This is a genomic window from Paenibacillus sp. BGI2013 (assembly GCF_002843485.1).
Taxonomy (GTDB): domain Bacteria; phylum Bacillota; class Bacilli; order Paenibacillales; family Paenibacillaceae; genus Paenibacillus; species Paenibacillus amylolyticus.
This window is the reverse complement of sequence record NZ_PJFA01000006.1, coordinates 100,643-115,826: the sequence shown is the minus strand read 5'-3', so window position 1 is coordinate 115,826 and position 15,184 is coordinate 100,643. Positions and strand designations below refer to the sequence as shown.

Here is a 15,184-nt window from a genome sequence, read left to right as displayed (position 1 = left end):
ATAAAAGTTGATGTTAAGACATAAACAGCCGCGCGGGTAAGGTCTCATGCCGCATGGCGTAGATTTCCTGGGCGATTCCGAAGCTGTGCATATCTTCCGGGTCATTGTCCCGCATGAGAGCCCATTCCGCTTCGATATCATCAAGCAGTTTCTGAATCAACATCTGCGCTTCCGTTTGTCCGATGGGCAGCAGGCGAAGTGCGCTGTTCACATAAGCGTTCACTGAGGTATACAGATGCCCGGTAACGGCTTCATCCAATTCAATCTCCAATTGATAGTTGATATAACCGTGAATGGTCGTGATGCCACAATACGCGCCGTATTCCCGTATAGCCTCATCGATCAGGGAAAAGTCCATCCATGGATAGAGTGAGCGGGCCAGCTTGAGCAGTCGCTTTCCCATTTTGTGGCCGCTTTCCCTGAGTTCCCGAGGGGAGCGCTGGGCGTGGACACGTTTGTCATACAGGGCAAGTAGAGCGGCATCTTGTTGTTTTATCGCCTGATAGACGCCTTTGATGGCAAGACCATCTAGTCGTACAAGACTGGAATGAAGCTGGCTGCGAATAAACTGTTCAAGCTGCGCGGTATTTTGCACGGTGCCATCATGCGTGTAAGCTTCCAGACCGAAGGAATGGGAGAAACCACCGATGGGCAGGGCTGAATCCAGCAGCTGAACATAACGGAGTAGCTTCGTGCCACTATTCATCATGAGTGCCCCCTTATCAGCTAATCCGTATTCCTATCAAAACATAAAGTACCGCTGTGCCATAGGCAGCTCGTCTGCGGGTTCACAGGTGAGAAGCTCGCCGTCGGCGCGCACCTCATAGGTTTCGGGATCGACTTCAATAACGGGGGTGACGTCGTTATGAATCATGTCTTTTTTGCTGACCGAGCGGCAGCCTTTAACGGGTTCAACCCGCTTTTTCAGGCCCAATGACTCTTTGATCCCCGCATCTGCTGCGGCTTGGGAGACAAAGGTGATCGATCCGCTGGCAATGGCGCTACCATAGGCTCCAAACATCGGTCTGCCAAATACCGGCTGAGGTGTCGGGATGGACGCATTGGGATCACCCATCTGGGCAAATGTAATCATGCCACCCTTGATGACAATCTCGGGTTTAACACCGAAGTAAGCCGGTTTCCATATGATTAGATCTGCCAGCTTGCCAACTTCCACCGAACCGACGAGATGACCGATTCCGTGTGCGATAGCTGGATTGATGGTGTACTTGGCGACATATCGCTTGATCCGATCGTTATCGGAGGGGGAATTCGGGTTGAGCTCAAGTTTGCCGCGCTGTTTTTTCATTTTGTCGGCTGTCTGCCAGGTGCGGATAATGACTTCGCCCACTCGGCCCATGGCCTGTGAATCGGAACTGATGATGCTGAACACGCCAAGATCATGCAAAATGTCTTCGGCTGCGATTGTTTCCGGACGAATCCGCGAATCCGCAAAAGCGACATCTTCCGGGATGGAAGGGTCCAGGTGATGACATACCATCAACATATCAAGGTGCTCTTCTACGGTGTTGCGTGTGTATGGTCGTGTTGGGTTGGTTGATGAGGGGATAACGTAGGACTCCCCAGCGGCCCGGATAATATCCGGTGCGTGTCCGCCACCAGCGCCTTCCGTATGGTACGTGTGGATCGTCCGGCCGTTGATTGCAGCCAGGGTGTTTTCGAGAAATCCGGTTTCGTTCAGTGTATCGGTGTGGATAGCGACTTGAACATCATGTTCCCCGGCGGCAGTCAGGCAGGCATCGATAGCGCTCGGGGTAGTGCCCCAATCTTCATGCAGCTTCAGGCCGATTACCCCAGCTTCAATCTGTTCAATTAAAGGTGCGGTACTGGAACTGTTGCCTTTGCCAAGGTAACCGATGTTCATGGGAAAAGCCTCTGCCGATTCTAACATCCGATGGATGTGCCAGGCTCCTGGTGTGCAGGTGGTGGCTTTGGTTCCTGTTGCTGGTCCTGTTCCGCCGCCGATCATGGTCGTGACCCCGGAGGATAACGCAGTCTGAATCTGCTGTGGGCAGATGAAATGAATATGGGTATCAATGCCGCCAGCGGTTACAATCATGCCTTCACCAGCAATGATTTCGGTGGAAGCACCGATGACCAGTGCGGGATGAACACCGTCCATTGTATCCGGGTTACCGGATTTGCCAATGGCGCAGATGTGACCATCCCGAATGCCGATATCCGCTTTTACAATGCCCCAATGATCGATAATGATAGCGTTGGTGATAACAGTATCAGGAGTGCCGTCGCTTCGCAGAGCAGTGGTGGACTGGCCCATTCCGTCGCGGATAACCTTACCACCTCCGAACTTGCTCTCATCTCCGTATACGGCATAATCATGTTCAATCTCTGCCCATAGTTCGGTATCCGCAAGTCTTACGGCATCGCCGGTTGTTGGTCCAAACATGGACGCGTATTGTTCACGGCTCATTCGTTTCATGAAGGTTCACCTCCATCTTGTATGGGAGGAGAGAACGTCTTCAGGAATGCCTCCAGTTTCAGTGGATCAGGAGCTTGATCCGCAGAGCCTTCGGTTAATCCGTTGAACCCGTGAATCTGGCGTTTGCCGCCAAAGGTCGTGAGTTCAACCGGTTTCTCTTCACCGGGTTCGAAGCGAACTGCGGTGCCTGCAGGAATGTGCAGACGATGTCCAAAAGCTGAGGTGCGATCAAAGTCCAGTGCTGCATTAACTTCATAGAAGTGAACGTGAGAGCCGACCTGGACGGGGCGGTCGCCGCGGTTAAGGACAAGGAGTCGTAGGGTTAAACGATCCGGATGACAGATGATGTCGTCATCTGGCTTCAAACGGTATTCACCAGGAATCATGGTTTCTCCTGCCTTTCTCAGCGGATGGGTTCATGTACGGTAACCAGTTTTGTACCGTCAGGAAATGTGGCTTCTACCTGTACTTCAGGAATCATATCGGGAACACCATCCATACAGTCTTCGCGTGTCAGGATGGTGCCTCCGTATCTCATTAATTCGGCAACACTCATTCCATCCCGTGCTCGTTCCATCAGTTCGGAGGTCAACAAGGCGATGGCTTCGGGAACATTCAACTTGAGTCCGCGTGCTCTTCGTTCACGGGAGAGGTTAGCGGCCACGGTAATCAGGAGTTTTTCCTTTTCCTGCTCAGTCCAGTGCAAGGCAATCCGACCTTTCGCTTATAATGTCTGATATGTTCATGGATCATATTGTATGTTAAATATACTCACACAGGGTGATTTCTTTGTCAATAAGCTTCAAGGCTTATTAGCAGTATGCATGAAACAGGTAGGCATGAAATAAAATTATGTAAGCTATATTGACATGAAGAGAGTAACCCTCCATAATTTGGATCAACGAACATTTCGGACGCAAATGACCTTAATGTTCGTCAATAGACTAAAAAAAGGGAGTGTAGGCTATTGAAGAAGAGGTCGGTCAAGTTATGGAGTATTTTGCTGGGTGCGGTCATTGTGATGACAGGATGTGTGGAGGGCACTGCGCCGCCTGAAGCTTCGGGTTCAGGTGGTACAGGGGAGTCGGCTGCATCCGGTGAACCGATTAAAGTTGGTATTCTTCACTCTCTCAGCGGAACGATGGCGATCAGTGAGGTATCTGTTAAAGATGCGGAGATGCTTGCCATTGAAGAGATTAACGCCGCGGGCGGAGTTTTGGGTAAACAGATCGAGCCTGTAATTGAGGATGGCGCTTCGGATTGGCCTACTTTTGCGGAGAAGGCTGGGAAGTTACTGCAACAGGATAAGGTCGCTGCTGTATTTGGCGGATGGACCTCTGCGAGTCGGAAGGCTATGCTCCCGGTGTTTGAACAGAACAAAGGTCTGTTGTTTTACCCGGTACAATATGAAGGATTGGAATCATCGCCAAATATTTTTTATACAGGAGCAACAACCAATCAACAGATCGTTCCATCCGTAACCTGGTTACTGGAGAACAGGGGCAAGACGTTTTATCTGCTCGGTTCAGATTATGTATTCCCAAAAACGGCCAATCAGGTCATTAAGGCACAACTCGCAGCAGAAGGCGGCGAAGTAGTGGGTGAAGAATACACACCACTGGGTCATACCGATTACAGTACCATCATTAGCAAAATCAAAGCTGCGAAGCCGGATATTGTATACAATACGCTGAACGGAGATAGCAATGTGGCCTTTTTCAAACAATTGAAGGATGCCGGAATCTCCTCGGATCAGATGACGACCCTCTCGGTAAGTGTGGCGGAGGAAGAAATCCGTGGTATTGGCGCAGACGTATTGAAGGGGCATCTGGCTTCGTGGAATTATTATCAGACAACGGATACACCTGAGAATGCAACATTTGTTGCCAAGTATAAAGAAAAATACGGTGCTGATCGAGTGACAGCTGATCCGATTGAAGCGGGATATGTGGCGGTTTATCTCTGGAAGGCGGCGGTGGAAAAAGCAGGATCAACCGACGTGGAGAAGGTGAAGGCAGCTGCCAAGGGTCTGGAGTTTGATGCCCCGGAAGGTAAGGTAACCGTGGATGGAGAGAATCAGCATATCTACAAAACCGTACGGATCGGTGAGGTGCAGGAGGATGGGCAGTTCAAGGAATTGTGGAATTCTGGTGAGCCTGTCAAGCCGGACCCTTATCTGAAAACGTATGAATGGGGAGCAACCCTCAGCGCTAAATAACATAGAAACCTCGCAATAAAACAGGCAACTCGCTTCAAAGCAGCCGAAACATAAACGAGGGTGTGACAACACATCCTCTTACCGTATCGCGGTAAAGCGTTACTGTGATGTGGAAAATGTTACTGCCGCTAATTGAATTCATGTGAAATATCGAGAGTCACGGTATGGAGGAGGGGATAGCGATGGATATGTTTATCCTGCAGATGTTCAATGGTCTGAGTATCAGTTCAATTCTGTTGTTGATTGCATTGGGGCTTGCAGTAACGTTTGGGCTGATGAATGTCATCAATATGGCTCACGGTGAACTGATCATGATCGGTGCATATGCAACATATGTAACACAAAATCTGTTCATGTCCTATGCTCCAGCAACGTGGTTTGGTGCCTATTTTGTTGTGGCTCTGCCGATTGCGTTCATTGTAGCGGCTCTAATTGGCTGGTTGCTTGAAGTGGTTCTGATCAGGCATCTGTATGGCAGGCCGCTTGATAGTCTGCTTGCGACATGGGGTGTAGGCATGATGCTGCAACAACTGGCCCGTACAATATTCGGAGCACCCAATGTGGGAGTATCCAGTCCGGCTTGGCTCAATGGGGGATTGGCGATCTCGGATGGTATTGTATTTCCGTATAAACGAATCTTCATTATCGCACTGGTTGCGGTTGTGCTGCTGTGTATGTATCTCTATATCTATCGAACATCTTCCGGAAGACGAATGAGGGCTGTGATGCAGAATCGGAGCATGGCGGGGTGTCTTGGGATTTCGACCCGGCGGGTGGATGGCATGACCTTTGCGATTGGTTCGGGCATTGCCGGAATTGCTGGCTGTGCATTAACGCTCATTGGTCCGATTGGTCCTTCGCTTGGTACGTATTATATTGTGGATGCGTTCATGGTCGTTGTTCTGGGTGGCGTTGGGAAATTGGTTGGAACCGTGTGTGGTGCATTGGGGATTGGCATGTTCAACACGCTGTTCGAAACCTATACCTCGGCCTCCATTGGCAAGGTGCTTGTGTTTGTATGTATCGTTGCTTTCCTGCAATGGAAACCACGCGGATTGGTCGCGATGCGCACACGGAGTCTCGATTAACGTGAAAAAGGGGGTTAGTTCATGTCCGCATTACTCAAGACTGGCAGTCTGAAAATGAGGATTATCTGGGCGGTTGTACTCATCATGATGTGTCTTGCTCCGCTGATCTCCACGGAGTTTCGTCTGAGTCTGTTAGCCAAGTTTTTGGCGTTGGCAATCCTGGCCATCGGTCTTGATCTGATCTGGGGATATGGGGGTGTGTTGAGTCTTGGGCATGGGGTGTTCTTTGGTCTGGGTGGATACGCGATGGCGATGTATCTGAAGCTTCAGGCCAGTGGAGCAACACTTCCTGACTTCATGGGATGGAGTGGTCTCAGTGGTCTGCCGTGGTTCTGGGAGCTGTTTCGCTCTTTCCCGGTGGCGCTGTTATTGGGGATAGCACTTCCGGCATTGCTTGCCTTTGCCCTGGGCTGGTTTACGTTCCGTAACCGGATCACCGGTGTTTATTTTACCATCCTGACTCAAGCCTTGGTTCTTATTACGGTAACACTCTTTGTTGGTAAACAGGAATGGACGGGTGGAACAAATGGCATTACCGGATATAATTCGATCTTTGGTTTTACACTTCATTCCGCAGGAACAACAATTGTTCTCTACTATATAACGCTTGCTGTTCTGGTGATCGCGTATGTGCTCTGTCGTCGAATGGTGAACAGTCGGTTCGGTCAAGTGCTCGAAGCTGCGCGTGATGGAGAGAATCGTGTACGATTCCTCGGATATGATCCGGCAGGATATAAAACGCTGGCTTTTGCTTTTTCCGGTGCGCTTGCAGGCATCGCGGGCATGTTGTTTGTTCTTCAGGTCGGTATTATCTCGCCATCGATGATGGGGATTGTGCCTTCCATTGAGATGGTCCTGTGGGTTGCATTGGGTGGTCGCGGTACGCTTATTGGGGCGGTCATCGGAGCGGTGGTACTGAATGCAGCCAAAACGGGCATAAGTGAGGCTTACCCCGAGGGATGGCTGTTCGTCATTGGTGGGCTCTTTGTAACGGTAGTTTTGTTCATGCCAAACGGTATTGTAGGTGTATATCGTCATGTTGTTCGCTTGCTGAAGCGGAGAGGAGAGAGTGCGCATGTCCAAGTCACTCGGGAAAAACCTAAAGTCTACTGAGGAATCGGCGGTGTTAGTAGCCGAGGACATTACGGTGGCCTTTGGTGGGTTCGTTGCTGTCAAAGGCATGAATCTGAAGCTGCATGAACATGACCTGCATTTTCTGATCGGACCCAATGGTGCTGGAAAAACAACGATGCTGGATGTGATATGCGGCAAAACAAAACCCATGTCCGGCTCGGTGAAGATGGCGGATGGCACGGAATTAACACGACTGAAGGAGCACCAGATTGTTCGCAAAGGTGTGGGACGCAAATTCCAAGCGCCATCGATTTTTGCGGGTCTGACGGTGCAGGAGAATCTGACACTGGCGGCGGAGACTCGCCGTTCCCCTTTGCAAGCCATCGGTATTCGTCGATATGGGAAAATGAGTGCTGCCATGGAGCATGTTACCCTCCAGATTGGTCTGCAAGACCGCGTTGATGCTCGTGCAGGAGCGTTATCGCATGGGGAGAAGCAGTGGCTGGAGATCGGCATGCTGCTTCTGCAGGAGCCACGGGTGTTGTTGCTGGACGAACCAGCCGCAGGCATGACGGATGAAGAAACACACAAGACCGGGCGACTTCTGCAAGAGATTGCGCGTGAGCGCTCGGTTGTGGTGGTGGAGCATGATATGGAGTTTGTGCGAGAGTTCGCAGCCAAGGTAACGGTGATGCATGAAGGGAAACTGCTGAAGGAAGGTACGATGGCGGAGGTACAGGCAGACCCGAAAGTGGCAGAAGTGTATCTGGGCAAAAGGAGGGATGACCATGCTGTCGCTGCAACGAATTGAATCCGGCTACGGGGAAAGCAATGTGCTTCGTGGTGTGAACCTGGATGTACAGCCTGGACAGGTGGTGTGTCTGATGGGCCGTAACGGTGTAGGTAAAACAACGTTGATGAAAACATTAATGGGGCTGCTCAAAACACGCAAGGGCAGTATTCAGTGGCAAAATCAGGAGTTATCCACCTTGGACACAGCCAAGCGGGCAAGGGCAGGGATTGGTTATGTACCGCAGGGGCGGGAGATTTTCCCGCAGCTTACGGTGAAAGAAAATTTATTGCTCGGTCTGGAGACAAGTGCACCGGGAGTAAAAACGTTCCCGGAGGATGTACTGGCGATGTTTCCAGTGCTTGCTACGATGTATGGACGGCAGGGCGGGGATCTGAGTGGTGGACAGCAGCAACAGTTGGCGTTCGCTCGGGCATTGGCTTCGCGTCCGGGGTTGTTGCTCCTTGATGAGCCGACAGAAGGCATCCAGCCTTCTATCGTGGAGGACATTCGGCAGGTTATTTTGCAGCTCAAGGCAAAGGGGAACCTCTCGGTTCTGCTGGTAGAGCAGAGTATTGATTTTGTACGAAGTGCCGCAGATTACATCTATATCATGGACAAAGGAACCATAACCCTGCATGGGACACCGCAAGAACTGGATATGTCGCAGTTTGAACATCATCTCTCCGTATAGTTGTAGTTAGTCGGCGAGTGGAGAAAGGTTTCAGGAGCGCTTGTCCAGGATATTCGAGTATTTCGGATATAACCGCCGGATGCATTCAGGACAGATGTCGTGGGTAAATTCGGCATGGGTATGCTTCTCCAGATAACTCTCAACGGAGTTCCAGTGTTCCTCTTCGTCCTTGATTTGTTTGCAGACGGCGCAAATAGGCAGCAGTCCGCGCAATGTGCGCACTTCAGACAATGCCTTCTTCAATTGGTGTTCTGTCTTTCTCTGCTCGGTAATATCCATGTGTGCAATCAAAGCGAGATCGGTATCCAGAATTGAATTTGCATAAGATAGAGGGGTGAGTTCTACACGAAACCACCTCTTTTCGTTGTATACAGTATACACGCAGATGTCATATGTATGATTTCGATTAAAGGGTATTCCGCGTTCTTTCAAATTCTGTGCGACAAGTGCCATGTTAGCGTTCTTGCCTCGTTTTGCCCAGGCTTCCGTCAGATGCAGGTAATGTCTATGACTACTGTGTATATCCGGGTTTGGTGAGCATTGACCGAGTCCCTGTTGCCAGGCACGGTTACAACTTTGGATAATCCAATTGTGATCAACGATGATGAGCTGGTGACGTATGGACTGGAACGACAGCCTCTCCAGATCGGATGTAACATGTCTCATGGATGAGACCCTCCTTTGGCAGAAATCTTATCTCAGTTCATCTGGAATATCCAAAATATCAGCGACCAGGTGCCTGAATCGGGTTGCTTTGCGTGTGCCGTGAATAAGATTGGATAAACGATAGGGTGGGATGCCATGCTGTTCACAAAAGGTCTTCTGGTCCACTTGAAGTTCGGTTAGCCGTCGTTTGATGGCCCATCCGAACGGAGTAACTGGTTTTTTCTTGTTCAAAAGGGTTCACCCCTGGTTAGAATGTAGTATTCAGCCGCTCTTTCTTCATGTAGAATATATAGAAATGCGAGCTGTATGTTTCATTATATACGTAAATGCGTCATCTAACAATTAAAAAAGACGGAAAAAAGTGTATTTTGTGATTATAAATGGCGTAAATACGTAAATAAAACAAATAAAATGACAAAAAACACGTCGGCAAGGAGGTTGCCGCGTGTTTTTTAGTTTGTTTGAATGAAGGGGAGCAGGTATGAGGAGGAAGAGGATTAGGCCCTGTAGGCATGAAGTCCAGCTCCGAGCATATGGAAACTGGGGAAAAACGATTTCATGGACATCGAGGTTGGCTGTGCCAGTCCATCCGCAGCCGAGGCACTGACGGTCTTCCATTCATTCTCCAGATCTGTGGCCAGGCGGACCATCAGATCCTTGGTTGTATCGTTGTTCAGGGGAATAACTTTGGAGGCTTCGGTTATGCAGGCATTCATGGCTGAATGCAGGTAACCAAGGACCGCCTCCTCGACCGGGATGTCGAGGTGGTGGTTAATCCAGGCGTGAACAGTGGAGAGGCAGCCAACCGAATCGTATTTGGCAAAGATCTGTTCGAGCTGGCTGAATTCAATCCAGGGGTGCAGAGCGCGTGCGAGTCTGATCAATCGTTTACCCATGGCGGCAGCTTGTTCTCTTAGATCTCCAGGGGTTCGCTGAACATGGACGAGCTTGTCGATCAGAGCTATCCGCCATGTATCCTTGTGATCTGCTGCGGTATAGATCCCTTTGATGGCCATACCTTCAAGACGAACGATGCTCGGATGCAACTGACAACGCATGAATGATTCGAGATCTTCAGCATTACGAATGGTACCCTCCCTGATATGGATATCCATGCCGAAGGAATGGGTGAACCCTCCAACCTGAATAGAGGAATCAAGCAGTTTGACATAATCGAGCAGCTTATTCCCACGGTTCACAATCATTCGCCTCCTGTGTTCGTTAAATGTCACTTAAAGTAACATTTATATTCCTTTTTGTTTGCTTTATGTTTGAGAATCCGAATTATATGATAGTTATCATCCCATAAATGTCCGCTTTTTGTCAATAGTATCCGTTAAATTTAATGTATTAAATCTGGAATTTAATATTTGTGTTATTTTATATAACTTATCGTGTTATTTATGTGGCGAAGTGCAGGGAGGACTATATAAGGAAGGACTATATATAAATGAATCAACAAGATCGGCTCAAGCCGGAAAAGAGGGGATCAAATCTAATGATATGCAGTTCATGGGTAAAGATGACGAGATTATGCGATTTTTGATGAAAATGCCTAGCTGAAAAAGAAGTATTAAATAATACTTTACTTTTAGTTCTGAACCCGGTATAATCAATTCTGTTGCCGATTATTTACGACATGCGGTCGTGGTGGAATGGCAGACACGCTATCTTGAGGGGGTAGTGGGCGTATGCCCGTGGAGGTTCGAGTCCTCTCGACCGCATCATATGAACGATTAAAAAGAAGCTTTCCATTAATGGGAAGCTTCTTTTTTTTGTCTTTTTCGAACAGTATGACATCTGGGTTGAAAAAAGGCCATCCATTACCGGAGGAATGTTGCTCTACCTTCCGGCTACGGGTGGCCTGTGTATTATTTTTGCAGCAAATTCTTGATATCTTCTTCAATCTTGTCCGGTGTTGTTTTGGGAGCATAACGTTTAATGACCTGTCCGTTCTGATCCACGAGGAATTTGGTGAAATTCCATTTGATTGCTTTGGAGCCGAGCAGGCCAGGAGCTTCTGTGCTCAGGTGTTGGAAAAGAGGGTGAGCGCTTGAGCCGTTCACATCAATTTTCTCAAACATGGGGAAGCTCACGCCATAATTCATCTGACAGAACTCGGCAATATCGTCGGAAGATCCTTTTTCCTGTGCAAACTGGTTGCTTGGGAAACCAAGCACTTCAAATGGAGCATCTTGAAATTTGTCTTGCAATTCTTGCAGACCTTTGAATTGAGGGGTAAGGCCGCATGAGCTTGCCGTATTCACAATCAGGAGCACTTTGTCACGGTAGTCGGACATTTCAACTTCTTGACCGCGAAGGGTATTCACTTTGTAATCGTAGACTGTCATCTAAATCGCCTCCATTTATTTACTCTTATATCTTCTATTATATTGGTTGCAATTAAATATTGCAAAACTAATATGGTGTTAAAAGAATCAAAACAGGCAAGTTGTGCAGAATACGTGAATGAATTGCGAAGTGATTTACGCCAGAGTGAGAATTAGATAGCCTTGAAGAGATAGATAGAGTATAACTTTGTTGTAAGCGTTATTATGGATAGGAATTGGCAAAAATCTGCCGATTTGGTGATCTGGGCGGACTTTACACCGACATGGCATGGGTGTATGATTCATAACGTAATTTCAATTTAAACTAAAATGTACTTGAAAAACGAAACAAACGATAATATCGCTCGATCTTATCCTTAAGATATACGAACGATGTTTTAATCGCTGAGTTTCCATTCATTGATGAGTGGAAAACGGGGGAACCAACGGAATGCGCTGTCCAGGACAGTGGGCATTCATGGGGTGAATTTTCCGGTGACAGCCGGAAATAGGGCGACTCTCGCGCCCGAATCCGTCAGCTAACCTCGTAAGCGTTAAAGGGAGAGGCAACAAGCCGTACGCTGGTTCATGGTGTTTTCGCCATGGGTTATTTAAGAAGCGTTCGGGAGGCCTTGGTCCCCCACGCTTCTTTTTTGTTGTCTTTTCACGCCAAGGGAGGAACGAATGATGGATACTGAGATGGTCTTAGTGACTGCTCCAAATGAAGCAGGACGCAAATTTATCAAATTGCTGATGTACAAAAAAATGCCGTTTGCCGTTCTAACCAACAGTGCAGGGGAAGAGCGAAGACTCCGTAGAATCGGAGTAGAACATGTCATTCGCATGAATACGGCTGCAGCTCAAAAATGGTTTTTGCCGCAGGGCAGCGTAGGCAACGTGTTTATTTTCGAGAACAGTCTGAATCTGACCTGTCGTTATTTACAGATCTGCCGTTCATGGACATCGAAATCCCTGTGCGTCATTACGGAGCAGAGTCATCCTAAGGGCATCTATCGGGGCATGGGCGCAGACCGGATTGTATATTCGCTCAATGGGGAAGTTGGCTTTCTCCTCAATGGTTAATGCCATAGCTTCTGATTGCTCAGGTGTAAGGTGCCTGTTATAATTGAATGTATTAGAATCAATTTCAGAATTCACTCAAGGTATTATGAAATTGATTCATCGATAAACGGAAGTTTGAGGAGACTCATGCAGGATGGTGAGTCTTCTTTTTTATGGTTTCTATAGGTTGTTCAAAAAGTCCGCTTTTGATTACGAAGGATGCCTAACGGCATCATCAGCATCGAATATGAAATTCAGCCGAAATGTCCGTGGCTCACGTAGTTTTCCCTACGCTCCGCTACTCCATTTCTAGCTTCATTCCATCTTCTTGGTACTGAAAACCAGACTTTTTGAACTCGATTAGGATCAGGAATCACCTGTGGCTTACAAGGAGGAATTGGCGTGCCGGATGTAGGTGGATTGAAATGGTTGTTTTTTGATGTTGGAGATACGCTGGTGGATGAATGGGAGCCGGTTGATGATATTATCGGACAGTTTGTCCGTGAAGCTTGTGCTTTGGGGTATCCGGTGACAATTGAGGCGGTACGCGAACTGTTCGCGAGCTGTTACCGAAAATATGAGCAATGGCCTATGAGAGTGGCGATTCGCACATTTGTTGAAGACGAGGGGCATCAAAAACAGATTCAGGACAAGCTGAAGTTTCAAAAAGATCTTGAACGTCCTTTTCCTTCAGCAGATTTTGTTCTTCAGCAGTTGTCACGGCATTATCGCATTGGCATTATTGCCAATCAGAGTCCTGGAACGGAAGAGAGACTGGAGAGTTACGGCTTGCGGAAGTATGTTGATGTTCTGGCATGTTCAGCTGAAGAAGGAGTGTCCAAGCCAGACCCTGAGTTATACGCTGTGGCCTTGAAGCAGGCAGGTTGTGAACCGGAGGAAGCCGTCATGATCGGAGATCGGATCGATAACGACATTATACCTGCTCGGAATCTGGGCATGCGTACGATTCGAATTATGCAGGGTTACGGAAGATTCCAGCCAGATCTATCGGATGACAAACGTGCGGATTGGACTGTTGAATCATTGGATCAACTCTTGCCGTTACTGATGCCAAATCAGGATTAGATTCAGATGGTTGTTTATTGGATTGCAACAATAAAGGCTGATCAACTGGGTATAAAATACCGGAGTTGATCAGCCTTTTTAGTATTTAGCCAATTAAAATGAGATTAGAACAACCGGATCGTCTGAATGATCAGATATACATTCAGCACAACGATAATCGCGGCAATGACCCATGAGATGATTTTGAGCCACAATTTGTTGGCGAATGCACCCATGCTTTTTTTATCACTTGTGAACATCACCAGGGGAATTACAGCAAAGGGCAATTGAAGCGACAGCACGACCTGGCTCAAAATGAGCAGTTCTTCTGTGCCATGTTCTCCTGCAATGGCTGTCACAATTACCGCCGGGATGATGGCGATCAGACGTGTGACCAGTCTGCGTAGCCAAGCCGGAATTCGAATGTTCAGGAAACCTTCCATAACGATCTGCCCAGCGAGTGTACCTGTAAGGGTAGAGTTCTGACCTGATGCTAACAGCGCCACACCGAACAGGATACTTGCGACCGTAGTACCCAATAGAGGTGTCAGCAGATGATAGGCATCAGCGATCTCAGCAACCTGCGTCATACCAGCACTGTGAAATACAGCGGCAGATACAATCAGGATGGCTGCATTGATGAACAGGGCCAGTGTCAGCGCAATCGTAGAATCCATGGTCGAGTACCGAATGGCTTCTTTTTTGCCCTGTGGTGTCTGTTCGATCTGACGGGTCTGCACAATGGAAGAATGCAGGTACAGATTATGCGGCATCACGGTTGCTCCGATAATACCAATGGCAATATAGAGCATAGCCGGGTTTTGCAGGATCTCAACATTTGGTACAAAACCATGGAGAACACCGCCCATATCCGGTTTTGCCAGAAACAGATCAATCCCGAAGCAGAGGGCAATTGTTGCCATCAGCACAATGACGAGAGTTTCCAAAGCGCGGAAGCCTTTGTTTTGCAGAACAAGAATCAGGAGTACATCAACTGCGGTGATGATAACGCCGTATAACATGGGGATGTTAAATAACAGTTTTAATGCGATGGCAGAACCAATGACTTCAGCCAGATCGGTAGCTGCAATGGCAAGCTCACACAGAATCCATAACATCATAACAACAGGCATGCTGAATCGTTCACGACAGGCTTGAGCCAGATCCCGTCCAGTGACGATACCGAGCTTGCCAGCCAGCGACTGAAGGACAACGGCCATCAGGTTCGATAACAGGATAACGGATAACAAGGTATACCCGAACTGCGAGCCGCCTGCGATATCTGTTGCCCAGTTCCCCGGGTCCATGTAACCTACGGCAACGAGGTATCCTGGGCCTACAAAGGCGAGGAATTTCTTCCACCATGCAGCATTCTGCGGAACTTTCATGGAACTATGTGCTTCTCCAAGGGAAGGGGCCATGCCCGCAGTAGATAATGATTCTCTTGAAGGAGCGTTGAACGGATTTTTTTTACTCATACGATAATCACCTGACTTTGAATTATTGATTTGGAGATATTGATGCGGTACAAACCGCTCATGATATATCTAAATTTTTATGTTTATTGTTACATTGTACTCCTTCAATTATTTTTGTCTAGTGCAACTTTTATGTATCAGCACAAAATTTCGGTTGTAGCTTGAATATGCCCCTTCGTATATTACCCAACCTTAGGGAAAATACAGCCATGGCATTGAAATGCATGAAAATAATAAAGTTGTAAAAGCTGATAAAGA

At 48.0% G+C, this 15,184-nt stretch carries 16 protein-coding genes, 1 tRNA gene and 1 riboswitch; of the genes, 8 read left to right on the top strand and 9 right to left on the bottom strand.

All coding sequences use genetic code 11. From position 1 onward, the window contains the following. Positions 1-13: 13 nt before the first annotated feature. Genes CXK86_RS16465 through CXK86_RS16450 form a run of 4 tightly spaced genes read right to left on the bottom strand, consistent with a single transcriptional unit; the run spans position 14 to position 3,167 of the window. On the bottom strand, positions 14-706 hold the full coding sequence (locus tag CXK86_RS16465; protein WP_076319109.1) for an urease accessory protein UreF: 693 nt from the start codon (positions 704-706) through the stop codon (positions 14-16). 36 nt (positions 707-742) lie between these two features. Then, complete coding sequence (gene ureC / locus CXK86_RS16460; RefSeq protein WP_017690019.1) at positions 743-2,461, bottom strand: urease subunit alpha; 1,719 nt, start codon at positions 2,459-2,461, stop codon at positions 743-745. Continuing rightward, positions 2,458-2,847, bottom strand: a complete 390-nt coding sequence (locus CXK86_RS16455; protein ID WP_047842024.1) for an urease subunit beta — start codon at positions 2,845-2,847, stop codon at positions 2,458-2,460. Before CXK86_RS16455 ends, ureC begins: the two co-directional genes overlap by 4 nt. 17 nt (positions 2,848-2,864) lie before the next feature. After that, positions 2,865-3,167 (bottom strand): urease subunit gamma, encoded by a 303-nt coding sequence (locus CXK86_RS16450; protein WP_036669066.1) that lies wholly within the window; start codon positions 3,165-3,167, stop codon positions 2,865-2,867. A gap of 261 nt (positions 3,168-3,428) precedes the next feature. On the opposite strand from CXK86_RS16450, the gene urtA reads away from it, so the two are divergent. From urtA to urtE, 5 genes are all read left to right on the top strand, one after another. Further along, positions 3,429-4,679 carry an urea ABC transporter substrate-binding protein gene (gene urtA, locus CXK86_RS16445; protein WP_101314097.1) on the top strand — a complete coding sequence of 417 codons (1,251 nt, stop codon included), beginning with the start codon at positions 3,429-3,431 and terminating at the stop codon, positions 4,677-4,679. A 182-nt stretch (positions 4,680-4,861) separates the two neighbouring features. Continuing rightward, positions 4,862-5,767 (top strand): urea ABC transporter permease subunit UrtB, encoded by a 906-nt coding sequence (gene urtB / locus CXK86_RS16440; protein WP_101314096.1) that lies wholly within the window; start codon positions 4,862-4,864, stop codon positions 5,765-5,767. 21 nt (positions 5,768-5,788) lie between these two features. Beyond that, positions 5,789-6,880: an urea ABC transporter permease subunit UrtC gene (gene urtC, locus CXK86_RS16435; protein ID WP_101314095.1), complete on the top strand. Its 1,092-nt coding sequence runs from the start codon at positions 5,789-5,791 to the stop codon at positions 6,878-6,880. After that, a complete protein-coding gene (gene urtD / locus CXK86_RS16430) occupies positions 6,843-7,652 on the top strand; it encodes an urea ABC transporter ATP-binding protein UrtD (protein ID WP_101314094.1) in 810 nt (269 codons plus the stop codon). The genes urtC and urtD overlap by 38 nt, the downstream gene beginning before the upstream one ends. Continuing rightward, positions 7,630-8,325, top strand: a complete 696-nt coding sequence (urtE, locus tag CXK86_RS16425) for an urea ABC transporter ATP-binding subunit UrtE (RefSeq protein ID WP_076209466.1) — start codon at positions 7,630-7,632, stop codon at positions 8,323-8,325. The genes urtD and urtE overlap by 23 nt, the downstream gene beginning before the upstream one ends. Before the next feature lie 30 nt (positions 8,326-8,355). On the opposite strand, the gene CXK86_RS16420 is transcribed toward urtE, so the two are convergent. The 3 genes from CXK86_RS16420 to CXK86_RS16410 form a co-directional block, all read right to left on the bottom strand. Beyond that, complete coding sequence (locus CXK86_RS16420) at positions 8,356-8,991, bottom strand: nitrogen regulation protein NR(II) (RefSeq protein ID WP_101314093.1); 636 nt, start codon at positions 8,989-8,991, stop codon at positions 8,356-8,358. Positions 8,992-9,018: 27 nt separating this feature from the next. Next, the gene (locus tag CXK86_RS16415; RefSeq protein WP_017690011.1) at positions 9,019-9,222 is read right to left on the bottom strand and encodes a hypothetical protein; all 204 of its coding nucleotides are present in this window, start codon (positions 9,220-9,222) and stop codon (positions 9,019-9,021) included. Between the two features lie 266 nt (positions 9,223-9,488). Next, positions 9,489-10,190 (bottom strand): urease accessory protein UreF, encoded by a 702-nt coding sequence (locus CXK86_RS16410; protein WP_162158974.1) that lies wholly within the window; start codon positions 10,188-10,190, stop codon positions 9,489-9,491. Between the two features lie 442 nt (positions 10,191-10,632). On the opposite strand from CXK86_RS16410, the gene CXK86_RS16405 reads away from it, so the two are divergent. Then, positions 10,633-10,715: transfer RNA gene (locus tag CXK86_RS16405), tRNA-Leu, on the top strand. 147 nt (positions 10,716-10,862) lie between these two features. Here CXK86_RS16405 and CXK86_RS16400 read toward each other — a convergent pair. Continuing rightward, on the bottom strand, positions 10,863-11,342 hold the full coding sequence (locus tag CXK86_RS16400) for a glutathione peroxidase (protein WP_036610823.1): 480 nt from the start codon (positions 11,340-11,342) through the stop codon (positions 10,863-10,865). Between the two features lie 372 nt (positions 11,343-11,714). Next, a riboswitch (cyclic di-AMP (ydaO/yuaA leader) is annotated at positions 11,715-11,890 on the top strand. A gap of 118 nt (positions 11,891-12,008) precedes the next feature. Between CXK86_RS16400 and CXK86_RS16395 the strand changes: the two genes are divergently transcribed. After that, a complete protein-coding gene (locus CXK86_RS16395; RefSeq protein ID WP_076251542.1) occupies positions 12,009-12,404 on the top strand; it encodes a hypothetical protein in 396 nt (131 codons plus the stop codon). A gap of 381 nt (positions 12,405-12,785) precedes the next feature. Then, entirely contained in the window at positions 12,786-13,469 is a 684-nt protein-coding gene (locus tag CXK86_RS16390; protein WP_076251543.1) for an HAD family hydrolase, read from the top strand. A 104-nt stretch (positions 13,470-13,573) separates the two neighbouring features. On the opposite strand, the gene CXK86_RS16385 is transcribed toward CXK86_RS16390, so the two are convergent. Next, positions 13,574-14,869 (bottom strand): Nramp family divalent metal transporter, encoded by a 1,296-nt coding sequence (locus tag CXK86_RS16385; protein WP_036669231.1) that lies wholly within the window; start codon positions 14,867-14,869, stop codon positions 13,574-13,576. Positions 14,870-15,184 lie beyond the last annotated feature (315 nt).

Bases quoted from the DNA above. Each gene is read 5' to 3' on its own strand.
- urtC (WP_101314095.1), top strand. From the start codon at position 5,789: ATGTCCGCATTACTCAAGACTGGCAGTCTGAAAATGAGGATTATCTGG.
- CXK86_RS16420 (WP_101314093.1), bottom strand. From the start codon at position 8,991: ATGAGACATGTTACATCCGATCTGGAGAGGCTGTCGTTCCAGTCCATA.
- CXK86_RS16395 (WP_076251542.1), top strand. From the start codon at position 12,009: ATGGATACTGAGATGGTCTTAGTGACTGCTCCAAATGAAGCAGGACGC.
- CXK86_RS16455 (WP_047842024.1), bottom strand. From the start codon at position 2,847: ATGATTCCTGGTGAATACCGTTTGAAGCCAGATGACGACATCATCTGT.
- urtD (WP_101314094.1), top strand. From the start codon at position 6,843: ATGTCCAAGTCACTCGGGAAAAACCTAAAGTCTACTGAGGAATCGGCG.
- CXK86_RS16385 (WP_036669231.1), bottom strand. From the start codon at position 14,869: ATGGCCCCTTCCCTTGGAGAAGCACATAGTTCCATGAAAGTTCCGCAG.
- urtB (WP_101314096.1), top strand. From the start codon at position 4,862: ATGGATATGTTTATCCTGCAGATGTTCAATGGTCTGAGTATCAGTTCA.
- urtE (WP_076209466.1), top strand. From the start codon at position 7,630: ATGCTGTCGCTGCAACGAATTGAATCCGGCTACGGGGAAAGCAATGTG.
- ureC (WP_017690019.1), bottom strand. From the start codon at position 2,461: ATGAAACGAATGAGCCGTGAACAATACGCGTCCATGTTTGGACCAACA.
- CXK86_RS16400 (WP_036610823.1), bottom strand. From the start codon at position 11,342: ATGACAGTCTACGATTACAAAGTGAATACCCTTCGCGGTCAAGAAGTT.
- CXK86_RS16465 (WP_076319109.1), bottom strand. From the start codon at position 706: ATGAATAGTGGCACGAAGCTACTCCGTTATGTTCAGCTGCTGGATTCA.